The organism is Maribacter antarcticus DSM 21422 (assembly GCF_000621125.1).
GTDB classification, from domain to species: Bacteria; Bacteroidota; Bacteroidia; order Flavobacteriales; family Flavobacteriaceae; genus Maribacter; species Maribacter antarcticus.
This window is the reverse complement of the sequence record NZ_JHZC01000005.1, coordinates 270,732-294,016: the sequence shown is the minus strand read 5'-3', so window position 1 is coordinate 294,016 and position 23,285 is coordinate 270,732. Positions and strand designations below refer to the sequence as shown.

18 protein-coding genes are annotated in these 23,285 nt (G+C 35.3%); 9 read left to right on the top strand and 9 right to left on the bottom strand.

The annotated features are described in order from the left end of the window. Positions 1-80: 80 nt before the first annotated feature. From Q360_RS0104755 to Q360_RS0104745, 3 genes are all read right to left on the bottom strand, one after another. Positions 81-2,144: a S9 family peptidase gene (locus tag Q360_RS0104755; protein ID WP_036195049.1), complete on the bottom strand. Its 2,064-nt coding sequence runs from the start codon at positions 2,142-2,144 to the stop codon at positions 81-83. A gap of 728 nt (positions 2,145-2,872) precedes the next feature. Then, complete coding sequence (locus Q360_RS0104750; RefSeq protein ID WP_027076073.1) at positions 2,873-4,372, bottom strand: ankyrin repeat domain-containing protein; 1,500 nt, start codon at positions 4,370-4,372, stop codon at positions 2,873-2,875. Between the two features lie 20 nt (positions 4,373-4,392). Continuing rightward, entirely contained in the window at positions 4,393-5,559 is a 1,167-nt protein-coding gene (locus Q360_RS0104745; RefSeq protein WP_027076072.1) for an acyl-CoA dehydrogenase family protein, read from the bottom strand. Between the two features lie 79 nt (positions 5,560-5,638). On the opposite strand from Q360_RS0104745, the gene Q360_RS0104740 reads away from it, so the two are divergent. From Q360_RS0104740 to Q360_RS22300, 3 genes are all read left to right on the top strand, one after another. Then, positions 5,639-6,544 carry a LysR family transcriptional regulator gene (locus Q360_RS0104740; RefSeq protein WP_027076071.1) on the top strand — a complete coding sequence of 302 codons (906 nt, stop codon included), beginning with the start codon at positions 5,639-5,641 and terminating at the stop codon, positions 6,542-6,544. Between the two features lie 134 nt (positions 6,545-6,678). Continuing rightward, the gene (locus Q360_RS0104735) at positions 6,679-8,451 is read left to right on the top strand and encodes an FAD-binding protein (RefSeq protein ID WP_051554568.1); all 1,773 of its coding nucleotides are present in this window, start codon (positions 6,679-6,681) and stop codon (positions 8,449-8,451) included. Between the two features lie 24 nt (positions 8,452-8,475). Further along, positions 8,476-8,931 (top strand): hypothetical protein, encoded by a 456-nt coding sequence (locus Q360_RS22300; protein WP_036195046.1) that lies wholly within the window; start codon positions 8,476-8,478, stop codon positions 8,929-8,931. A 499-nt stretch (positions 8,932-9,430) separates the two neighbouring features. Here the strand turns inward: Q360_RS22300 and Q360_RS0104720 are convergent, their stop codons facing one another. The 5 genes from Q360_RS0104720 to Q360_RS24440 form a co-directional block, all read right to left on the bottom strand. Then, positions 9,431-9,958, bottom strand: coding sequence for an NADPH-dependent FMN reductase (locus Q360_RS0104720; RefSeq protein WP_027076069.1), 528 nt, complete (start codon positions 9,956-9,958; stop codon positions 9,431-9,433). 74 nt (positions 9,959-10,032) lie between these two features. Continuing rightward, entirely contained in the window at positions 10,033-10,365 is a 333-nt protein-coding gene (locus tag Q360_RS26280) for a Crp/Fnr family transcriptional regulator (RefSeq protein ID WP_211251569.1), read from the bottom strand. A gap of 9 nt (positions 10,366-10,374) precedes the next feature. Further along, entirely contained in the window at positions 10,375-10,626 is a 252-nt protein-coding gene (locus Q360_RS26275; RefSeq protein WP_211251568.1) for a cyclic nucleotide-binding domain-containing protein, read from the bottom strand. A 367-nt stretch (positions 10,627-10,993) separates the two neighbouring features. Continuing rightward, positions 10,994-11,668 carry a LytR/AlgR family response regulator transcription factor gene (locus Q360_RS0104710; RefSeq protein WP_027076068.1) on the bottom strand — a complete coding sequence of 225 codons (675 nt, stop codon included), beginning with the start codon at positions 11,666-11,668 and terminating at the stop codon, positions 10,994-10,996. Between the two features lie 9 nt (positions 11,669-11,677). Further along, the gene (locus tag Q360_RS24440; protein WP_051554567.1) at positions 11,678-12,700 is read right to left on the bottom strand and encodes a sensor histidine kinase; all 1,023 of its coding nucleotides are present in this window, start codon (positions 12,698-12,700) and stop codon (positions 11,678-11,680) included. Positions 12,701-12,845: 145 nt separating this feature from the next. Here Q360_RS24440 and Q360_RS0104700 point away from each other — a divergent pair, with 145 nt between their 5' ends. Further along, positions 12,846-13,556 (top strand): hypothetical protein, encoded by a 711-nt coding sequence (locus tag Q360_RS0104700; RefSeq protein ID WP_027076067.1) that lies wholly within the window; start codon positions 12,846-12,848, stop codon positions 13,554-13,556. Between the two features lie 6 nt (positions 13,557-13,562). Beyond that, positions 13,563-14,297 carry a M23 family metallopeptidase gene (locus Q360_RS22285; protein WP_051554566.1) on the top strand — a complete coding sequence of 245 codons (735 nt, stop codon included), beginning with the start codon at positions 13,563-13,565 and terminating at the stop codon, positions 14,295-14,297. Positions 14,298-14,861: 564 nt separating this feature from the next. On the opposite strand, the gene Q360_RS0104685 is transcribed toward Q360_RS22285, so the two are convergent. After that, positions 14,862-15,866 carry a helix-turn-helix transcriptional regulator gene (locus Q360_RS0104685; protein WP_027076066.1) on the bottom strand — a complete coding sequence of 335 codons (1,005 nt, stop codon included), beginning with the start codon at positions 15,864-15,866 and terminating at the stop codon, positions 14,862-14,864. 143 nt (positions 15,867-16,009) lie between these two features. Between Q360_RS0104685 and Q360_RS0104680 the strand changes: the two genes are divergently transcribed. The 4 genes from Q360_RS0104680 to Q360_RS0104665 are packed head-to-tail and all read left to right on the top strand — an operon-like array spanning position 16,010 to position 22,957. Continuing rightward, on the top strand, positions 16,010-18,367 hold the full coding sequence (locus Q360_RS0104680; protein WP_084273358.1) for a TonB-dependent receptor: 2,358 nt from the start codon (positions 16,010-16,012) through the stop codon (positions 18,365-18,367). A 2-nt stretch (positions 18,368-18,369) separates the two neighbouring features. Further along, a complete protein-coding gene (locus tag Q360_RS0104675) occupies positions 18,370-18,786 on the top strand; it encodes a DoxX family membrane protein (protein ID WP_027076064.1) in 417 nt (138 codons plus the stop codon). Between the two features lie 20 nt (positions 18,787-18,806). Beyond that, positions 18,807-19,679 carry an ABC transporter ATP-binding protein gene (locus Q360_RS0104670; RefSeq protein ID WP_027076063.1) on the top strand — a complete coding sequence of 291 codons (873 nt, stop codon included), beginning with the start codon at positions 18,807-18,809 and terminating at the stop codon, positions 19,677-19,679. 11 nt (positions 19,680-19,690) lie between these two features. Next, entirely contained in the window at positions 19,691-22,957 is a 3,267-nt protein-coding gene (locus Q360_RS0104665; protein ID WP_156950007.1) for a hypothetical protein, read from the top strand. Positions 22,958-23,285 lie beyond the last annotated feature (328 nt).

Here is a 23,285-nt window from a genome sequence, read left to right as displayed (position 1 = left end):
CACCTTTAAAAACAATAAAAATCAGCGAATAATTTGCTATTGCCTGTCAACGCCAAAAAATATAAAAGTCTTCCTGACCTTCACTTTTTTGGTCGCCCGATATACCTATTGATAAATTCAAAAGTTGCTTCTTGGCATCTCACCCAATTCTCATGCAATAAAAATCCATGCACCTCGTCAGGAAATATCAATTGTTCAAAATAAACGTCCCGATCTCGTAACTGTTCTGAGAGCACAACAGATTCTGCAAAAGGCACATTGCGATCATCATCGCCATGAATTAATAACACCGGACTTTTCCAGCCATCGAGGTAAGCTTCTGGAGAAGATTGAAATGCCAAGGCTGCTATTTCTGGGTAGTGGTTTTGATCATACCACCCAGCGAATGTGGGTAATTCTGTATTCCAATTATGAACCCCGTGTATATCTACGCCTACGGCAAAAAGATCACTTCTCTGAGCTAGACCGTGTGCTGTCAGATAGCCGCCATAGCTCCCGCCCCATAATGCAATACGTTTTGGGTCTACATCGCTTCTTGTTGCCAGATATTCTCCAGCACCTATCAGATCATAGACCTCACTTGCTCCTGTAATGCCATAATTATCGGCCTCCCTGAATTCTACACCATAGCCAATGCCACTACGATAATTGATCATCATCGCAATATAGCCCTGGCTGGCAAAATACTGTTGCAAGGCAAAGGCATTACTATAGTACCCGCTATAGTGATACGCTTGTAGCATTTGTCTGCGACTGCCGCCATGTAAGAACACAGCAGATGGATATTTTTTAGTTGCATCGTAGTTATCGGGATAACAGATGGTAGCCATAAATGGTTTTCCGTCGGTCGCCTTTATTTCTACTAACTCTGGTATTTTATGATTGTCAAAAACCTTGCTGCGCTTACCAATCAGTTGTACATTTCCATTTTTAAGCACTGCTGGTCTTGACATATGCTGTGCCGACGTCTTAAGGAAAGTAATACCCGTATTGGTCTCTTGCGGACTGAATTCTACGCCTTCACCACTGGTAAGCATGACTTGTTTTTTTGATTCCAAATCTATCTTACCGATATGTCGTCTATGCTTATCTCCAACATTAGTGGTAAAAAGCAGCGCGCTCCTGTCTCTGGTCAGCCGATAGTCTTCAACAATACCCTCACCTGATGTGAGCTCAGTGACCTGACCAGATTGTATTTGTAGCGCATATAAATGCATCCATCCTTTTTTCTCCCAAGGGAAAATAAGTTGATCTTTTGTTGCCCACTCTATGGCTGCGCTTGGAAACTGTCCAAAGTAGGCAGAGCCCATGCCCTCATCTGCTTTCCATATCTCACGCGCCTTGGCACTTGAGATTTCTAACAACCTAATACTCCATGGATGCGCTATCTTACGAGGCGTAAAAGGGGCTACCTCTTTCGCATTCGGACTCCTAATGAATGCAATCATCTCACCATCAGGACTCCATTCCGGAGAAAAATCTCGATCAACCGAGGGGTCCATAAAGGCTAACTTTTCTTTAGTGATGTCGTAGACACCGATATAGGAATGGTCTCCTCGCGAACTTATAAATGCAATATGGCTGTCATCGGGGCTCCATTTGATATCAGACTGCCCACCGCGCGTCTTAAACAACTGTTTAGGTTGCGGTATACTATCTGAAAGCGATGCTGTAAATATTTGACCACCCTTAATAAAAGCAAGAGTAGATCCATCATGAGAAAGCCTCGGCTTGGTGCCTAGCGCTATTCTATTACTGCTATCACCCTCCAAGGGTTGAATAAATATAGCTTGTTCTGTATTTTGCCGAAGCAAGGCCGGGTTAGCGGGCTCACCTTTTCGATTCTTTGTATTGCCACGTACGAAAATTAGACTATTCCCATTGGGCGTAAACTCCAGATTACCAATCGCTATTCCTTCATCACCAACATAGTTCGTAAACTGATTTACCGATGAAAAATCTTTTCCATTAGCGATAAAGATATTGCGTTCGCCAGCTGTATTATCTACCCAAGCAATCGTTTTGCCATCTTCAGCAACGAGTAAATCGGATGCAAAAGGCGCATCTAAAATTTCCTTAATAGTTGATTGAGCGCTTAAGGTTATTCCGAGAAGCAAGACAGCAAATAGATGTAGTAGTCGCATAATGAACAGTTATATATGCAAGATACATTTTTTAGCTATTCAATTTTTAATGGGAAATAGCTAAAAAATGCCAACGCCCCAGCCCACCACCAAAAGCAATAAGCCACTGGCTATTCTTTTTTGCAGGAAAACAAAATCTTATCCTAACTTTTCGGTTTTAAGAATCATTACAAACTATTAGTAAAATACCATTCCACACACATTACACTTCCCTCCTATCGTCGGCTCTTATAATACCTGTTCTATTACCCTTGTAGAAGAAACTATTTAGAAGAAATATTTAAAGAAAGTGCAGTGCCAAATACGCCAGCGCGCCGACCCGCTCAAAAATATTAAGGGCTGCAAGCCCTTAATATTTTATGCCGTACCCAATGCCAGCGCTGCAACTTGCTCAAAAAACTAAAGATTGAGAATCTTTAGTTTTTGTGCCGCATAACGCAGCACATTTATAGCAAATAAGCGAATAGCGCCATTTTGCATCCTTGCAGTTATACCCCGTTAGGACTATATCGGTAGCAATTATATAAAAGGGAATACACGCCAAGCATTTACATGCCTCATCATAAGACAACCGCAGCTGCTCACCAAAAAATAAATGCTTCTTTGGTCGCATCTATATTTTTTGCTAAAAGACAGCGGAGTGACGATAAAATGTGTGTAGAATGGGGTATGTATAGTAGTGTTCCAGCAATACGATACATACCCTTATCCTACCTATTTCTGTTTTATCAATCCATTTTTAAAAATGCTACATCAACTTTTTCGTTCATCAATAATTCATTTTGTATGGCTAGGTCATAAGGACTTTCATTAAATTCTGTAACTGTGTTTTTATCTGCACCTTGCTTTAATAGCACCGTGATAAGCTCTGTATTAGTCGCTTTCATAGCAGCTAAGTGAAGCGGACTGATATGTATATCATTTTTATAATTTAAATCGACTCCTAATTCGATAGCCTTTTTTAATAGAAAAACACTTTGCTTCTTAATTGCAATGTGCGCTAATGTATTTTTATTATGGTAAATACTTTTGCCGTCGAGTCCAGCTATTTCTAGTTGGGTAACGATATATTTGGTTAGGTCTTCTTTTTTGGAATTATAAGATATAAAAGCGTAGTACATTAAGTCATTTCCAAGGCTATCCATACCATGTAGATCAGCTCCTTTATTTCGCAAAAAGTCAAAATTATCTTTTCTACCCCCTTCAATAGCCATTGTTATTGAAGATTTCCCTTCCTTATTTTGATGATTAATTGTATTTGATAAATCAAGCATTTTTTCTAAATTTTCTTTAGATCCTGATGCGGCATTTATGAGTGCTGTGTTACCATCTGCATCAACTTGGTTGGGAGAAACCCCTGCGCTTACAAAAAAGTCAAAAAGTTCTGGGGTAGCTCGTTTAGCAGAAAAATGCAAAGGTGTTTTTCCTTCCCAACTCACTTGATCCACTTCTAAGGATAATTCTTCTGATAAGTATGTAAAGACGTCTAATCGTAATGCCTTCCTTTTCATACCCTGGCTTGCAAATAATATAGCATTCTCTCCATTTTTATTGATATAATTATGCGCTACTCCGTTTTGCTTCCAAAACTTCATCGTATTTATGTTACCGCCTCTAGCAGCATAGAAAAAAAGATTATTCCCCTCATTGTCTTTTGTATTTAACGCTATTTTTTTATCGATAAAATAGTTTAAAATAGCTGTGTCTTTACTACTTGTTCCGGAGAGCAGCAATAAAGCATTTGCTCCAGACCTATTCGTATAATCTGCAGAGATTCCTTGTTTTAAAATTAAATCATAAACTGCTGTCTTTTGAACACCACCAGTGGCAGCTATCAGTAACATATTTGTTCCTTGTGCTGTACGTGCGTGTGGATCTGCTCCTAATGCTAATAAATGCTTCATTACGGCTATATTTCCTTTGTAAGCCGCCCAGTGCAAATATTTAAGACCTCCGTGGGTGGGTTTCGTCACAGGATTACCTTCTAATGTGAGCATATATTTTATACTTGCTAAGGATGCATCATCTAGAATAGCATATGAAACGCCATCGAATGAAGATGGCCCTTTTTGTGTGGGGTCATGACCATCTTCAATCGTTTTTTTTATTAGGGAAACACTAGGGTCTGATTTCCAAAATTCACGATCTAAAAATTCATTTTTGTCTTGAGCATTTAAAGACAAAGATGTGATAAGTATCATTGCTGTAAGTAGTAGTAGTCTGATCATATTTAGTGTTTAAAGTTTATTTAAATGGCATTAATTCCTGTAATATCTCTTCCTGTAATTAGAAGATGAATCTCGTGCGTACCTTGATAGGTAACGAGCGTTTCTAAGTTCATAATATGTCGCATAATTGGATAATCACCCGTAATTCCCATACCGCCAAGAATTTGCCTTGCCTCTTGAGCTACTTTTTGTGCCATAACAACATTATTGCGCTTTGCCATTGATATTTGTTCAAATGTGGCCTCTTGTTTATTCATCAACACACCTAGTTGATAGCAGAGTAATTGCGCTTTAGTGATTTCGGTAATCATTTCAGCAAGTTTTTTTTGAACTAATTGAAAGCTAGCGATGGGTTTTCCAAATTGAACACGCTCATTAGCATATTTTAGCGCGGTTTCATAACAATCTAATGCGATGCCTAAACTTCCCCAAGCCACTGCATATCTGCCAATGTTTAAACAGGAATAAGCATCTTTAATTGATGTGGTTTTCTCAAGTAATTGCACTTTATTTAACTCAGAATTATCGAAAATTAACTCCCCTGTATTAGACGATCGGAATGACCACTTATTGTCAATTTTTGACGTAGAAAAATTAGTAATGTTAGCTGTTTCAACAATAATTCCTTGTACTTTATTATCCTCATTTTTAGCCCAAACGATGGCAATATCTGCGTGAGATGCATTTCCTATCCACAACTTACTACCATTGATAATTATCTTGTCCTCTACGACCTTGAAATTACAATGCATACCAGAGGCATTAGAACCAAAACTAGGTTCAGTTAAACCAAAGGAGCCCAACATCTCGCCTGATGCAAGTAGCGGCAAATACTTTTGTTTTTGTGGTAAAGAACCAAACTGCCAAATGGCATACATGACTAAAGATGTTTGGATAGAACTCATAACGCGTACTGCTGTGTCTCCTTTTTCCAATTCTTGCATCATTAAACCGTATGATAAATAATCCATACCCAAACCACCATATTCTACGGGGATGATTAAGCCGTATGCACCAATATCTGCCAATTGTTTTGACCAGTCTTTTGAAGCACTGGCAGATTGGTTATAATATTCAATAGTTGGTTTTATATATTTATTGACCCATTTTCGAGTAGACGCACGTACTGATAATTGCTCATCCGTAAAATAGGAGTCGATACCATAGTAATCTGAATTTGTTTTCATAGTTATACAAATTTAACTATTTAGAATTGTTCTAAATAGTTAAATTTGTACTAAATTTAAATACCACATTTTTCTCATTATGAATTTTAGACAATTAGAATATATAATAGCGGTAGATAGGTATCGTAATTTTAAACGTGCAGCTATAGCTTGTGATATTGCCCAATCCACGCTAAGTAAAGAAATACAACGTTTAGAAAAAGAGTTTGACATCATAATTTTTGACCGTTCACGCCAACCCGTTGTACCCACATTAAAAGGCTTGGATCTTATTGTAAAAGCAAAAGAAATCCGTTTTCAACAAAAAGAATTTATACAAATGGCACTGGCACATAAAAACGAAATTTCTGGGCAAATTAATTTGGCTATTACTGAAATTTTATCGCCATACATTACCCCAATCTTTATAAAAACGATCTCGGAAAAATATCCAAGACTAGAAATAAAAATTTTAGAATTAAGCGATCGTCGTATTGAAGATTATTTAATAAATGAGCAAGTAGATGCTGCCGTTATGATTAATCCATCCTTAACACACGGCTATTATGAGCAAAAATTATATAAAGAGGAGTTATGCATTTATTCGACAGAATTGGACCATCAACAAAGTAATATGATTTCATTGTCAGATATCAATTTTAATGAAATTCTATTACATGAAGATTTACGAGACCTCTTAATTCGTCAAATGAAGGATTTGGAAACACCATCCTCCGAAACCTTAAGAAAATTCAATATCAAGTACTTAAAGGGGAATTTGGAAACTTTAAAAAACATTATCGATGTGAACGGCGGCACTATGTTTCTACCAAAAATTGCGGCAACGTACATGTCAAAAAATCATAAAAATCACATATATACATTTAAGGACAATACCTTAGAATTAGATGTGAATTTGGTGTCTACAAGAGGTTTTGAAAAGAAACGCATTATTAAACAACTTGTAAATGAGTTATCAAGTTTACTTACAAACAACAAATTCTAATTTATTATCAATCGCACAGTTCAAAAGAAGGAACAATTTATATAAAACCAATCGTTTTTTCCTATTAGCGTAATCGTTTTCTGTTATTGAAAAAAAAAAACGGTATGATTATTTTTGTGTAAAAATAACATACTATGAAAATGACAACAACAGCAACAACAATAAAACACAAAACAAACATTTCTAATGTGCTCGTAATTGGGAGTGGTGGTTCGGGTTTACGAGCAGCTATCGAAGCAAAAAAATCTGGAGTTGAAGTAACCATAATAGGAAAAAGAACAAAAGAAGATGTGCATACGGTGTTGGCTGCAGGAGGAATAAATGCTGCATTTGGAAATGTAGACCCAGAAGATTCTTGGAAACAGCATTTTGCAGATACGATGATTGAGGGGTATGGCTTGTCTGAACCAAGAATGGTTGAGCTTATGGCAAAAGAAGCACCAGAACTTGTGACTGAGATAGATAAATGGGGTGCTAATTTAGCCAAATTAGAGAATGGAAAACTAGATCAACGCTTTTTTGGGGCACACACGCATCGTAGAACGTGCTATTCAGGAGATTACACTGGGCGCTCTATACTTATGGCACTTATTGAAAAAACAAAAGAATTAGAAATTCCAATACATGATTCGCAATATGTAACTGAATTATTAGTACACAATGCGACCTGTTTTGGAGCAATGACCTTTAATATTCAAAGTGGTGAACGCACTGTTTATTTAGCAGACTCTGTGATACTAGCCGCTGGTGGTCATACACGAATTTGGCGAAAAAGTTCATCTCGAAGAAACGAAAATACTGGTGATGGATTTTATCTTGGACTTAAAGCTGGTTGTACGTTGACAGATATGGAATTGGTTCAATTTCATCCCACAGGAATGGTGATACCTGAAGAAATTGCAGGAACTTTAGTAACCGAAGCTGTCCGTGGGGAAGGGGGTCATCTCGTTAATGGCAATGGAGAACGATTTATGAAAAACTACGATGCAAAACGACTTGAACTTTCTACAAGAGATCGTGTTGCTATGGCAAATTATACGGAAATAACCGAAGGTAGAGCAACACCTAATGGGGGTGTTTATTTAGATATAAGCCACCAATCAAAAGAATTTATTATTCAAAAACTACCACGAATGTACCGTCAGTTTTTAGATACATTAATGATTGATATTTCAACCACCCCGATGGAAGTCTCGCCAACAGCGCATTATTCTATGGGAGGTATTGTTGTAGAACCAGATGACCATGCTACTAATATCGAGGGTCTGTATGCTGCTGGAGAAGTAACAGGTGGTTTACACGGTGCAAATAGATTGGGTGGAAATTCGCTTGCAGAAATACTCATTTTCGGAAAACGTGCAGGAAAAGCAGCGGCAACACGCTCTTTAGATATGGATGTGCAATATCGATCTCGTCAAGTAATTGCAAAAGCACATGAAAAAATAGATTCATTTATAAAAAATGGAAGTGAAGTTGCACGACCTTTGCAGCGTGAATTACGAAATATTATGTGGGAATATTGTGGTGTAGTTAGAAGTGAAGATAAACTTCAAAAGGGACTAATGAAAATCAATAAACTAAAAGAATCTCTTAAAAACCTAGATGTACGACCAGATTCAGAAGGGTTTGAAGATTTGATGTTGGCTTTTGATTTAGAAGGCTCTATTATGTCTGCAGAGGCTACTATTTTAGGGGGTATAGCTCGTAAAGAAAGTCGTGGTGCCCACCAACGTAGTGATTTTACAGAAACAAGTATTGCGTACGATGCAAACTTTAAAATTAAACTGCAAGACAATGCTACTTTAAAAGTAATAAAAGAAAAGTTGAAGCCACTTTCAAAAGAACTTGATGCTATAGTCAATAGCACAAAGGAAATAGAAGACTTTAACGGAATGCTATTAGAGTAAATTGTATTAAAACATCATCTTTTTATGAGCATAAAATCATTCAATGCAATAGATAATTCACTAAGCAAAATGATGCGAAAGTTCGGCAAACCTGCTTTACAGTTTTCGTTAGCGATTATTTTTGTTTGGTTTGGGGCATTAAAACCTCTTGGTTTATCGCCAGCCGAAGGTTTATTAAAAGAAACCGTTTCTTGGATGCCCTTTGGCAAACCTCACGTTTGGTTACATATTATTGGATATTGGGAAATTTGTATTGGTGTCTTTTTCTTATTTAAAAAAACATATAGAATTGCTATTGGCTTGTTGTTTTTGCAAATGGTAGGTACGTTTATGCCCCTGTTTTTTTTGCCAGATGTTACCTTTCAGAATGGTAATCCGCTACTTTTAACTTTAGAGGGGCAATACATCATCAAAAATGTTTTGATTATATCGGCTGCATTAGTTTTGGGTGGTGATTTGTACAAAAGGAGGTTGTATTAAAAAGGCTTATAGACGGCCGAGCATTAAGAAAATGTACCCAAAGTACATCTTTAGCTTGGAGCGAGATGCAGTGTTGTCCTTGTCCGGTAATACACGTGATTACTAACGAGGCAGCCGCATCATCTCGCCGAAAAATAAATGCTCCTTTGGTTGCCTCTATTTTCTCGCGTGTTTTACCAAAATTCTCTTAGGCCGATTAAACATGGTAACTTCAATTGAAATCCAACGGTGATTGTTAGCTTCAGTTATTTATAGTCTATTCGTTGTCTTTGAATAAAAAACAGTGCCATAAGTACCAGTATCATGCCAGGAATATAAAGAACTTTAAATTTTTCATCATGTTTATTTATAAATGCACTACAAAGTTTGCTCTTCTTTGAGATAAAAAAATTAAGGTATCTTAAGAAAGATTCAACCCTCATAATTGGATTTATAATGCTACTAAGACCAATGCTATTACCTTGTTTATATTTATAATTTTATGTTGGTATTACTTTAATTACTTTATAAAAGCCTGTATGGCTTCATTTAATTTCGAATCCTCTTTGGCATCAGATATGGTTAAATTTTCAATATTAAATTTGGTATTAAAAGCTCCTAAAGAATAAGCACTAGTCAAATTACCAGCCCAATAGGGCATAAGCTTACCTAATGTTTGTAAATGTGATGCACCTCCAGATTCACCTGGTGACGTACTCATTAGCATAACTGGTTTATCGCCAAAAAACTTTTGGTCTACTCTAGATAGCCAGTCAATAATATTTTTAAGAAAGGCAGAAGGAAGTCCATTATGTTCTGGTGATGCTATAATAAAACCATCCGCTTTTGTAAATAATTTAAAAAGCTCTTTTATGGCGTTTGGAATGCCTTCTTCTTCAATTTTTTGACTGTAGATAGGAATATTCTTCTCAGCTAACGGAACTAAATGCACTGAAGCTTTAGGTAATTTATTAATTGTTGCGATGAGCAATAGCTCATTAATCGAGTTAGGATTAGTGCTCCCTGTAAATGCAATGATATTTTTCATGTGTACTATTTTTAGTTAACAGTACAAACTTCCGATTATCTCATCATAAAAAAATTAAGGTATGTTAAGAAATGTTATTGGTGGCTATTTTTTCGAATAGTACTTAAATGTTCGGGGCTTATGCCTAGATAAGAAGCGACCATATATTGCGGTACGCTTTGCGCTAAATCACTATGTTTTTTTATAAAATTCAGATAACGGGTTTCGGCTGTTTCACTCATTGACCTTACTGTGCGATTTAAGTTCGCCACATATGCTTTTTCGATTTTTATTCTAAAAAACCGTTCCAGTGCTGGTACTGCATCAAAAAGTTTGCCCGGTTCATCTCTATGAATTTGTAAAACAGTCGTAGGCTTAAGTGCTTGAATAAAGTATTGGGCTGGTGTTTTTGTTAAATAACTATACAAATCATTGATTCACCAATTATTTATTCCAAACTGAAGTATGTATTCTTGTCCTTCTTCATTAATATAATAGGACCTTAAACAGCCATCAGCAATAAATCGCATGTGATTAGATTGGTCTCCTTTAAATAGTAAGATTTCTTTTTTTGATAACTTTTTAGGCTTGAAAGCTTCCATAACTAAGTGTATATCACTTTCAGAAATTGCTACTATATCTTTGATATTTTTAAGTAATGGGATATATATGCTTTCTTCGGCTATCATAATTATGCAGTTTGGGAAGATTTAATATAAGAAACTAATAAGTGGATTATTATAGAAACCGCAAAGAATACCATTTGATACACATTACACTTCCCTCCTGCGTCGTCATGTAAAAAGTGTTCCATTACCTTTTCAGAGAGCGTTTTTAGAAGAAAAATTTAAAGAAGATAGAGTGCCAAATATGCCAATACACCAACCCGCTCAAAAAACAGAAGGTCTAAAGAGACCTTCTGTTTTTATGCCGTATAACGCAAGACAATATAGCGCAGGAAATGACCTATACTTCGACATTAGGTAAAATAGCAATACCTTATTGAGGGATACTTAAACTACCTGAGGTACTTGTAACTTTTAAAAAAAAAGAAACTTAAAAACTATGCAACACTATTTTTTTTAGGCGGACACTTATAGGAATTTCATAGGGGCCAATACTAATTTTATTTCCTATGATTTTATCTACTTTATATTTTGATATGATATATGATTTATGGGTTTGAATAAAATCATCTTTTGGTAATTGCGCTTTAAAATTTTTCAAAGACAGCTGTGTAATTATAGTTTCTGTTACGGTTACCACTTTGATATAATTTTGTAGGGCTTCTACAAATAGAATATCATTTAAAGCCACTTTTTTAAGTTGTTTTTCGCTTTTTAAAAACAATACTTCTTTTTCACGTTCATTTACACCATAGTTGTTGGCCTTTTTAACGGCTAGTGAAAAACGCTCAAATGAAATTGGCTTAACTAAATAGTCTAAAACGTTGTAGCTGAAACTATCCAAAGCGTACTCTTCATAAGCGGTAGTCATAATAATGAAAGGAGAATTTTTCAGCCCTTTTAACCAATCAATACCTGATAGTATGGGCATATTGATATCCAGAAAAATTAAATCGATTTGATTATTTTCTAGGTACGTATTTGCTTGCAGTACATTTTTACATAGGGCAACAACATTTAAAAATGAAATCTCTTTGCAATAGTCTGCGATAGCCTCCCTAGCTATAGGTTCATCATCGATAATTAGACAGTTGAGATGTTTCATATTTGTATGCTATAAGCGAATTGAAAGCTGTACACGATGCATCGCTTTTTCCTTGTTGATATGGAGTTGATGTTTTTCAGGATATAATAAGGATAATCGCTTTTGTACATTATTTAACCCTATTCCGCTAACTGCATTTTTATAAGGGATTTCATCATAGCTATTGACTACATTTAGCGTAAGCTTCTCTTCTTCTTCTCTAATATGTATAGTGATTGTATTCGCCGTATTATCTACATGGCTACTACAATGTTTAAAGGCATTTTCAATAAAAGGAATCAACAACAAAGGGGCTATTTTTAGGGTAGGATTCTCGGAGGTAACCTCATAATTTAGTACCATATCTGAACCTCTACGCGTCGCTTCAACTTTGATGTATTTTAATACATAATCTAATTCTTTTTCTAATAGAATATGGGCGCTAGTTTCATATAATTGATAGCGCAATAATCCTGAGAATTGGAGTAATGTTTCTTTCGCTAAGTCATTATTTTTTCCAATTAAATGGTAGACACTATTGATTCCATTAAATAAGAAATGCGGGTTTAATTGGGCCTTCAAGTATTTTAGTTCTGTTTTATAGGATTCTTCTAATAGTTTTTGGTTTGCTTTTTTAGTTTTTCTTAATTCAAACGTAAGACTGTAATAAAAGCCTGCTATGGTATATATGATATGCACTATAAAATTGCTGCTTATACTGCCTAACAACGGTTCATTTTGCACATTGTAACTACCCTGTAAGACGGTATCAAAATACGTTTCTACAGCTGTAATTAGTAGCATTACCGTACTGGATAGCACATAAAAATTTAGCCTTTTTTTGTTTCTATGTGCGATTGGGAATAACCAAAAAACTTGTGCGTAAAATACAACAGCATTAAAAAAAAGTCCATAGGTGTAGGCATACCCAAAACTACCAGACGTAGTAGTAAAACCATTCCAGTTAAACTCTGACCCCATAGTCATAAACCAATAATTGAATAACCAGAACAAGACATGCCCCGCAATTACTGTTATTTTGGAAGTGTTCATTTTGATGATTTTAAACAAAGGAAAGCATATTTTTTTGGGTCAATCTGTTTTTCTACGTTCATCATTAACTATGCAACGTTTATCAAGTTATTACTTTTGGAAACTTACTTTTCCGATACCTTAGATTTAAATTGTACTTATAAAAATGAAAAAATATCTTTTTGCGTTTCTAGGCATATCTAGTTTATATCTTACGGCTCAAAATAAAACAAATACAGATCAAAAGAATCAATTTGAATTTTTAACGGGTTATACTTCTGGTTTTTTGAAAAATTTACCTTTTGCTCCCGTCTCTCGCTATTCCTATACTGGGTTAAACTATCAATTAAAATATTCACGTACTACTAAAAGAGAAAAACTATTTGAAATACAGTTGGATTATTTAAATTCAGAATTGACATCAGACGTAATTCCAATGCTGAATGTTGACAGCTATTCTAAAGTAGTATTGAATATTTCGGCCTTAAAACGCGTTTTGTACCATGATAAGCTTACCATACATCTGGGTTTACAAGCGCAAACCAATGTCTCTTCTTATTTTCAATGGGACCTATATGATTTTCAACAAAAACTAGGGGTAGCTGTTCGTTTCAGGTATCAGGTAGCTAAAAAACAATCCCTATCATCTAAACTCACCCTGCCATTTATAATGTGGCGGACTTCCACTTTTGAAGAAAATTTTTATTCGCTAAAGCGGTATCAAAGTCTTCTGTGGACTGCGGCATATACCTACGCGCTCTCTAATCAGTTTGATGTAATAGCACGTTATAATTTTAACTACGATAGGATTCAAATTTCTAACGCGTATAGAGAATTACAACATCAGATTAACCTTGGTGTTACCTTTAAATTTTAAACACGTATGAAACATATAAAGTTATTTACGCATATTTTGTTTAGTGTATCTGTTTTCGTTTTAAGCTCTTGTTCAGAGGTTTTAATAGGAGATGAAGGTAGGCTAGACGAAGACATCTATTTAAATTACCAAACTAGTACAGCGTTAGAATTACCTTTTGAAGACGAATGGTATGTAATTAATGGCGGAAAAACGCATAGAGAAGGTGCACACCATTTTATCAATCGCGGCGGAGGGGAGCGCTATGCTATTGATTTTCTTATGGTGTTAGATACTGTATTACCTGATGGGACAGTAAGAAAGATAAATTATGCGGTTGATTTTAAGCAAAATGAAAACCACTATTGTTTTGGAAAACGATTGAATGCACCTGGTGATGGTAAAATTATAGCAGTTGTAAATACTGTTGACGATAACCAACCAGGTACGGTTAATAGAAACCAACCAGGGGGTAATTACCTTACAATAGATCATTTAAACGGCGAAACTTCAATACTGGCACACTTAAAAAAAGGTTCGATTATAGTTGCAATAGGAGAAAATGTAGTTAAGGGGCAAGAAGTTGGCCAGGCTGGAAATAGCGGTGCATCAGATGCGCCACACGTACATTATCAATTACAAGGAACAGCAGGTGTATTAGAAGGATTAGGACTTCCTACTCAATTTTTGAATTACTTTGAAGGTGATGCGCTTGTAGAACAAGGAGAGCCAGTAAAAGGGCAAGAAGTTAGAAAGAATTAAAAGTAGTAGCGCTATCGTAAACCCATTTCACACACACTGCCTTCCCTCCTACCGTCGGCTCGCATAATACGTGTTCCATTGCCTTGTAAGAAGAAGTTTTTAGAAAGAAAAAAATCAAAGAAGATTTTGTAGATATGCCAGCGCTGCAACTCGATCAAAAAATTATTGGTCTTGTAGACCTTTTGCTATTATGCTGAACCAGAGGTCAGCGCTGCAACTCGCTCAAAAAACTAAAGATTCTAAATCTTTAGTTTTTATGCCGCATAACGCAAGACAGTATAGCACAATTATACTAGTGCATAATCGGATAGCAGCAATTGTATTCAATTTAAGTCAAGCGCAGCGGCTCACCGAATAAAAAATTACCGACTGGTACTTCCTTTTTCTCGTGTACGTAAAATTACCGTACAGCCAACCGTTAGATTGCTTTATGAAAATAAAGGCTTAATGGCGTTTATTTTAAAACATAATGTACCAACGCTTGCATTTGGGATTACAAACTTCCCTCCTCTTTTTTAGAGGTGATTTTTTATAAAAACCAAAAAAGTCGCTCCGGTATTAGTTTTAAAGGCCATGATTGCCCAATTTCAATAGACTTGGAGTAAGACCAAACTTCCTCTTAAAGGCTGCTGAAAAATGTGTGGCATTTTTATAACCACAACGATCAGCTATTTCGGTAATATAAAGACTACCCTCAAGGAGTAACTGCTTTGCTTCATTCATTTTTAAATCATTGATGTATTTAAAAACGGTTGTTCCGTAAACCTCTTTAAACCCCTTTTTTAATGTGCATTCATTTGTTTGAATTTCTCTAGCCAATTTAGTTAGCGAAAGCGGATTGTTAAGCCGCGATATAATTACTTCTTTTGCGTAGTGTATTTTTTCAATTTCTGAAGGTTTAATTAATAATGATTTTGTTGTAGGTTGATTTTCTAAAGATTCTATTTGTAAAATGAGTAATTCAATAATTTTAGATTCAAGAAACAAACGCTTGTAAATACCTTTATGTTGACAGTTAATTATCTCTTTGATGATAAATAGCATCTTAGGTGATATTTTACCCATCTGCTTAGATATGATAGCTGAAGTACCTTCCGTAATAGCTTTCTTAAATTTTGGGAATGAAGTTTTAAAAGCTGTTTGATATCTTTCAAAAAAAGACTTGGATAAATTAATTTCAAACAGTTCCATTCCATTGGTTATTTTCCAGTTTGCTTTCCCGGAAATACCATTAGAGTAAAAAATACTATGTTCGTTTGTTTGCATTTCTAATTGGTTTCCAAACTGTTTAATGGAAGTCAATATAGATCCCTTAAGTATAAAATGCATCCCAATACTTTCTTCTTCTTCTAAATTAAAATGTAGGGCTGTCGGATTTTTAATATCTATTAAGCCATACCCAATATGTACGCCATTAAAAATTATCTCACGGTAGGTACCTTTTCCAAAAATAAAATCTGTGCTTTGGGATAATTCAAGAACTTCACATTCATCAATAGAAAACGATTTACCATAGCTGTTTTCGATAACCATTTCATAGAAATCTTCTGTTGTAATTTGTATTTGCATCTGTTTTTCTTTTTTCGTCTCTTTTGTTCCGTTTGCCGTCTCTATTTATTTTCTACAAATCACAAAACTATAATACATTTGTGAAAATAAATAATTATTTATAATAAGTCTAAATAAAAATAACAAAATCACTTTCAACTAATATGAAAAAACTATTTTTCCCCACGATTTTTTTAATGGCAGTTTGCTGTTTTAGTATCACAAACGCACAAACAACACTCTCAGGTAAAGTGACGGATGGATCAAATGCAATAGTAGGAGCAAACGTCATTCTTTTAGAAACAGGAAAAGGTGCATCAACCGATGAAAATGGTGAGTACATAATTGAAAATATCTCGGGAAGCAGTTACTTTATTGAAATCAGCTACTTAGGTTTTAAAAGTATCACTGAATCAATACTTCTTAAAAAGAATCAAAAAAATGATATAGATTATGTTTTACAAAAAACGACAGGTGAATTAGATGAGGTCATAGTATCGGCTAATCGTCGTCTACAGAATATTCAAAAAACAGCAGCATCAGTATCTGCGGTCTCCGCAAAGGAAGTAGCACAATTACAGATTAAGGAACTTAGTGAGTTAAGTAGTATTGCACCTAACTTTAATACTTTTGATGATGGAGGTACCGGTATTTTTACCCTCATCTCTACGCGTGGAATTTCTACCATCGATGTAAATCCTACGGTAGGAATCTATGTAGACGATGTTCCATATTTCTCGAGTTTAGCGTTTCCATTATCCTTAAGTGATGTAGATAAAATAGAAATTTTAAGAGGACCACAAGGAACCTTATATGGTCGTAACGCGCTTGCAGGCGTTATTAAAGTCACCTCAAAAAAACCTCAAAATAAACTCACAGGATTCGCTACACTTGGGTATGGTAATCTTAATGCAAAGGAGATAGGTTTTGGTTTTGGCGCGCCCATTGTAAAAGATAAATTATTCTTTAGAGCTAGCAGTTCGATTATCGAACGAGATGGATTTGTGAAAAATGAGTTTAACAATAAAGATTTACAAAACAGAAAATCTGTAGACGCAAACTTGAGATTGAAATACTTTGCAAATGATAGACTAACACTAGGGCTTCTCTATAACGTGCAAAGAAGAGAGTCTAATGCCTATGCTTTTGTAACGGGTTCTCCAGATAATACGTTTCAGGATATTTTAGAGAATACCCCGTATCAAGTAAATTTTAACACCGATGTATTACAGACTGCGGTTACTCAAAATCTAGCGTTTAATCTTAAATACAATTTTAATACATTCTCACTAAATGCTATTACTGCCTACCAAGTTACAGATCAATTTAGTCTGGATGAATTTGATTTTTCAACACTCGATATTCAATCGGCATCAAAAGAGAGTGATTATATTAATTTTTCACAAGAAATAAGGCTCGCTTCCAATGGAGATAAAAAGTTAAATTGGACAACAGGTGTGTTTGCATATCTTAACAATGAAACAAGGATTGACACAAATATTAATGGTAGCGACATCGGTTTAGTTATTCCAGATTTTGAAAGCATTGCACCCTTTAGCCAAATTGATTCACCAGATTTAGAGCGAAAAGGTGTTGCTTTATTTGGCCAGGCGGCTTATGATATAACCGATAAGTTAACCTTTACAGGTGGACTTCGATTTGATTATGAAGAGGCTGATGCCTCTGTTGCTAGAACGTATACAACAACTGCATTTCCAGCATCTAGTTTTTCTGAAAGTGCTGATTTTAATGCCATTTCACCCAAAATAGCGCTTAGTTATCAAGCAAACGATAAGGTATTTGTGTTTGCAAATGTGGCAAAAGGTTTTAGGCCAGGAGGAATAAATACGTTTGTTATCAATTCAGCTGATGCACCTTTTGATCCAGAAACTACATTTAATTATGAAGCAGGTATCAAAACAAATCTTTTTGAAAATAGACTTAAACTAAACCTAACAGGATTTTACATAAGTTACGAAAATCAACAAGTATTTACGGTTGTAGATCTAACAAGTTTTATAATTGGAATAGATAATATAGGGGAATCTAGAAGTTATGGACTAGAGTTAGAGAGTAAGTGGGCTGCGACTAAAGGGCTAACTTTTAATATGAATTTTGGATATTTAAACACGGAGATACTTACGTATGCACCCATAGATTTTCAGACTGGTGAAGAAAATGATCTTTCTGGGCGCAACTTACCATTGTCACCAGAATTTAATGGAAATCTTAATATAAATTACATCAAACCGCTGAATAAGAAACTGAATTTAGAAGCTAGTGTAGACTATAATTATAAATCTGAGTTTTCTTTTAACTTTGCTAACGATGCAACGCAAGATGCGTATGGTTTACTAAATAGTCGTATTGGGATTACCTCAAAACATATAGACTTTTTTCTATGGGGTAAAAATATTGCAGACGTAACCTATTTTAGCTATGGCTATGGTGTGGGTACCTTTAACGCAGCCTCTTTTGGTTTACCTCAAACCTATGGTGTTACTTTAACGGCTAAATTATAGCAATGAACATAGTGGCATATGTCATTCGATTTTTAGTAGCCTTTATCTTTATCTACGCAGGTATTGAGAAGCTGTTCCTGCCCTATAACCCTTCTGTTTTTAGGGCAGATGCTTCTGAGGCACATGAATCATTCTTTACCTTTTACGAGCTCTTACAGGGTGCGGGTTATCTTTATTTTGTTGGTTTTTTTCAATTACTATGTGGTTTACTTTTAGTTTTTAAACGCACTTGGTTATTGGGCAGTATTATGCTCGTTCCCTTACTGCTATGCCTCTTAATGACGCACCTATTTTTCTCAAAATACGTGCTGTTTATTGCTTTTGATGCTTTGTTGTTTTTGATGGTGCTGTTTCTGCTTTCGCGAAAGCGTAAACCTCTTAAAAACATCTTGTTTGCTGAAGAAAGTGGAATCTTCTAACACCATATAATTCACTTATTATGAAACTTGAAATAAAAAATTTTTCAAAAACATATAGTAATGGCGTAGCCGCTGCAAAGAATATCAATCTCACCATTCACAAAGGTATGTTTGGTCTACTAGGACAAAATGGGGCAGGTAAATCTACCTTAATGCGCACCATCGCTACACTACAAGATGCAGATAGTGGTAGTATTTTTTTTAATGATATTGATATTTTGAAAAACCCGTCAGCATTGCGAAAAGTACTGGGCTACTTACCTCAAGAATTTGGCGTCTATCCCAACGTATCGGCCCAAGAACTTCTATTACACATCGCAGATATGCGAGGTATTATAAAACAAAGTGAACGTAAAAATCAAGTAGACGCTTTATTACAAAGAGTAAATTTATATGAGGTACGTAAAAAAAATCTAGATAGTTATTCTGGGGGTATGAAGCAGCGTTTTGGCATTGCTCAAGCACTATTAGCAAATCCAGAACTTATCATTGTAGATGAGCCCACAGCAGGACTAGACCCAATGGAGCGCAATCGTTTTTATAATCTTCTTGCAGAATTAGGAGAAAATGCAGTAGTAATACTATCTACGCACATTGTTGAAGATGTGAGTACCCTTTGTAATGATATGGCAATTATAGGAAAAGGGGAAGTATTGCTAACAGGTAAACCAAGCGAAATTGAGATCTCTCTCTCTGGAAAGGTTTGGGAAAAAAAAATTAATATTTCAGAGTTTGAATCTTATAAAACAAAATATAAAGTCATATCAAATCGCTTTCATTTGGGTAAAATGATGGTAACCGTAGTGGCGAATAATCTCCCTGATAGTGCTTTCTATCAAAAACAGCCGAGTCTAGAAGATGCATACTTTAATCTATTGTATACCCAGGAATAAAAAATAACGATATGATAGGAAAAATTCTTTTTTACGAGATACGTCAGCGTTTCTTCCATTGGTCAACGTTGCTTTATTATCTAATGTTGGTCTTTCAAGGCATTTGGTATACCAAAGGTAATTTTGATTACTATATCAATGAAGATCTTTTTATCAATTCACCATCTGTGTTCTATAAGAATTTAGCAAGTGGTGGTATGCTGATGATCATTATTGTTGCCATTGTCACAGGTACAGCTTTATACAAAGACATACAGCACAAAACGGGACATTGGTTATACACACTTCCTATACATGAAAAACACTTTTATTTAGCAAGATTTTTATCTGCTTTTTTATTTAATGTGCTACTTGCAACAGGTTATATCGTAGGTATGGTATTAGTTCCTTATTCTGGTATAGGAGAAGCGCATCAATTTGGACCTTTGCCTTTGGGTCAATTAATACACGGTTTCATTTTTCTTACAGTACCAAATCTATTTTTACTAACGTCTTTGTTCTTTTTTTCGCTAGTTTTTTCAAAAAAAATGGCAGTAGCATATCTTTCTATTCTAGCGACAGTCATTGCATTTTTATTAATGCAAACCACTTCAGAAGCAAGTGGAATTACAAATTTTCTTGCTTTAGGAGATCCTTTTGGATTTGTTGCGACTGAAGAAATGAATTTGTCATTTACAAGTTTAGAAAGAAATACAGCATATATTCCGTTGGATGGTAATTTTAGAGCAAATCGTTTAATTTGGTTTTCAATAGCGGCTGTATTACTTATTTTGAGTGTTCTTAAATTTACGTTCAAGGATTTTGGTTCTCCAAAAAAATCGATTAAAAAAATAGACTCGAAACCTCAAAATAAAATAGGGTTCGTACACCATAAATTAACGCAACAAGCTTTGTCCTTTACTAGTTTTGATTACGTAAAGAAGCTTTGGTCTCTTGCTGTTCTTGAGTTTAAAAATGTAGTTCGTCCAGCATCGTTTAAAGTTATTATAGGCGTTATTTTAATGATGGCAATCCTACAAAATCTCATTTGGAATGCGAGCTATTATATAGGTGCGACCGCTCCCCTCACCTCTACAATGACCTATTTTAGACTTTCATTTGGCGTGTTTATTATCATATTAATTATGGCTTGGTCAGGAGAACTTTTCTTTAAAGATAAAACGGTGAAAATCCATAGTATTACAGATACACTCCCAGTTCCCGTGTGGGTAACGCAACTCTCTCGATTTTGTGCAATGAGTGCTGTAGCATTTGTGCTAGCCTTGAGTTTTATGGTCATAGGCATAGTAATACAAATTGTAAAAGGAGGAGCCGGATTAATAGAACTAGACTTATATATATATGATACGTTAGGCTATAATTGGGGCTGGTTAACCTATGTGCTTTGGATTGCTTTAGTTTTTTTTATTTCAGGAATAACAGGAAACCGTTTTTTAACACACGTGCTAAGTATAGGGCTCTTTTTTGCAATGATTATGGCGTTTGAGTTAGGGCTTGCAGAGCAGACACGTTTTGCCTTTGCAGCAGTACCAGGTCTAGAAGATTATTCTGAAGTAAGTGGATATGGTATCTGGAAAACAGCGGCACAGTGGTATTTTTTAATGTGGACATTATTAGCTACCGTATTTATACTTCTAGGCATATTATTTTGGAATCGTGGTGTGTCTAAAAAATGGTATAACAAATTATCAATACATAATAATCAACTCTCGTGGTTAGGTAAAATTATAACGGTACTTGCGCTTGCAGGTTTCTTTCTCCTGCAATCATTTATTGCTAATCAAACAATAGGGAAAGAGAATTTTACGCTGAGCACCATAAAGGAAAAGAACAACGCAGACTATGAAAAGAAATATAGCTACTTAAAAAAAATACAGCAGCCTAAGATTATCAATTTGGATGCTACTTTCGATTTGTTTCCATTACAAAGGAAAGCTATTTTTTCTTCAGAAATTTTAAGTATTAATACAACTTCGGCAACTATCGATACCGTCTATTTAAACCGAAAGCAGGCAGTTACAATTCATAATATCAAGTTTAATGGAGGTATTATTTCCGAAGTACTTGAAGATACACATCACGATGTCTTAGCCTATAAAATTCCTAAAGGATTACACGCCGGGGATACACTTAAAATTTCGATCAAAGCCGAAAAACAATACATCGGTTTATCACAGGGAGGTGGAGAGCCACAAACAGATTTAACGTACAACAGTTCTTTTGGAAGTATTTTTGATTTTATTCCGAGCATAGGGTATGATGATGATAAAGAACTAGTTCAAAATCGAAAGCGTGAAGAACAAGGCCTCCCTAAAATCAATTCGAGAATGCCTGTTATTAATGACGACCTTGCATGTACGCAAAATTACTTTGACTCGAACGCGTTAGCCGTATCAGGAACCATTACCATCAGTACCGTAGCGGGGCAAATCCCGCTAGCTCCTGGTTCATTGATTTCAGAAAAGGAAGAAAATGGACGCATAACTCGAAGGTATACTATAACTCCATCAAGTTCATTTAATTGGCATATTGCTTCTGCCCGATACTTAGTTCGCAGTAGCGTTGTGGATGGGATAGATGTCACTATTTTATCAAGCCCTAAACATCAATTTAATATAGATTTATATCTGAAAGCTATAACAGATGGTATTCAATATGTTAATAATAACTTAGGAATGTATCCGTATAAAGAAGTTCGCTTGTCAGAAATCAATTATTATAGTGACCGTTTTTATGCCTACCCAAATAGTATCTCCATATCAGAAAAAGAAGGTTGGTATGCAGATACCGCTGCGCTTAAAGATAAAGCATACGTATACCATAGTACGGTTTCTCAAATTATTAAACACTGGATGCAAGAGCAAGGAATTGTTGCTAATGTACAAGGTGCAGAGATGTTAGTAAATGCTATTCCAGAGACTTTAGCCCTTCAAGTAGTAGAACGCAAACTTGGTAAGCAAGCTCATACTCTGATTCTAAAAAAGAAAGCTGATTTTTATGCCAAAGAAAAAAATAATGAACCTAACCAAGAACCAGCACTATTATATGCAGACGGCATAGAATATCTCGAAACAGCAAAGGGAGTTATAGGCTTACATATGCTAAAAGAAAAATTGGGAAACATTAAATTTACTAGAATCACAAAAGAATGGCTTGATAGTTCTAAACATCAACCTTTTATTTTTAAAAATTATTATATGACCGTATTAAAAAGTATTTCAAAACCTACTAGAAATGAAATCAACTATTTTTTTGAAGAAATAAATAAGCAAGAATAATCCCATTCCATACATATTCCCACTTCGCTCCTATCCCTTCGACTATGCTCAGGACACGCTAGCTTCGGGCAAAGGATATTCCATTATATTTTTTTAAAGAAGTTTTTGAGAAGAAAAATAGAAAGGAGACATAGTCCCAATTACGCCAGCGATACTAGCCACTCCAAAAACAAGAGGGCTACCAGGCCCATTGTTTTATGCCGCTAAACGCAAGACAGTATGGCACATTTATACTAGTGCAAGTCCGGATAGCCCTTTGCAGGCTATTTGATATAATATGAGATATGGTTTCACTTCCATTATCTTAGCCTGTTTTTGTCAACGCATC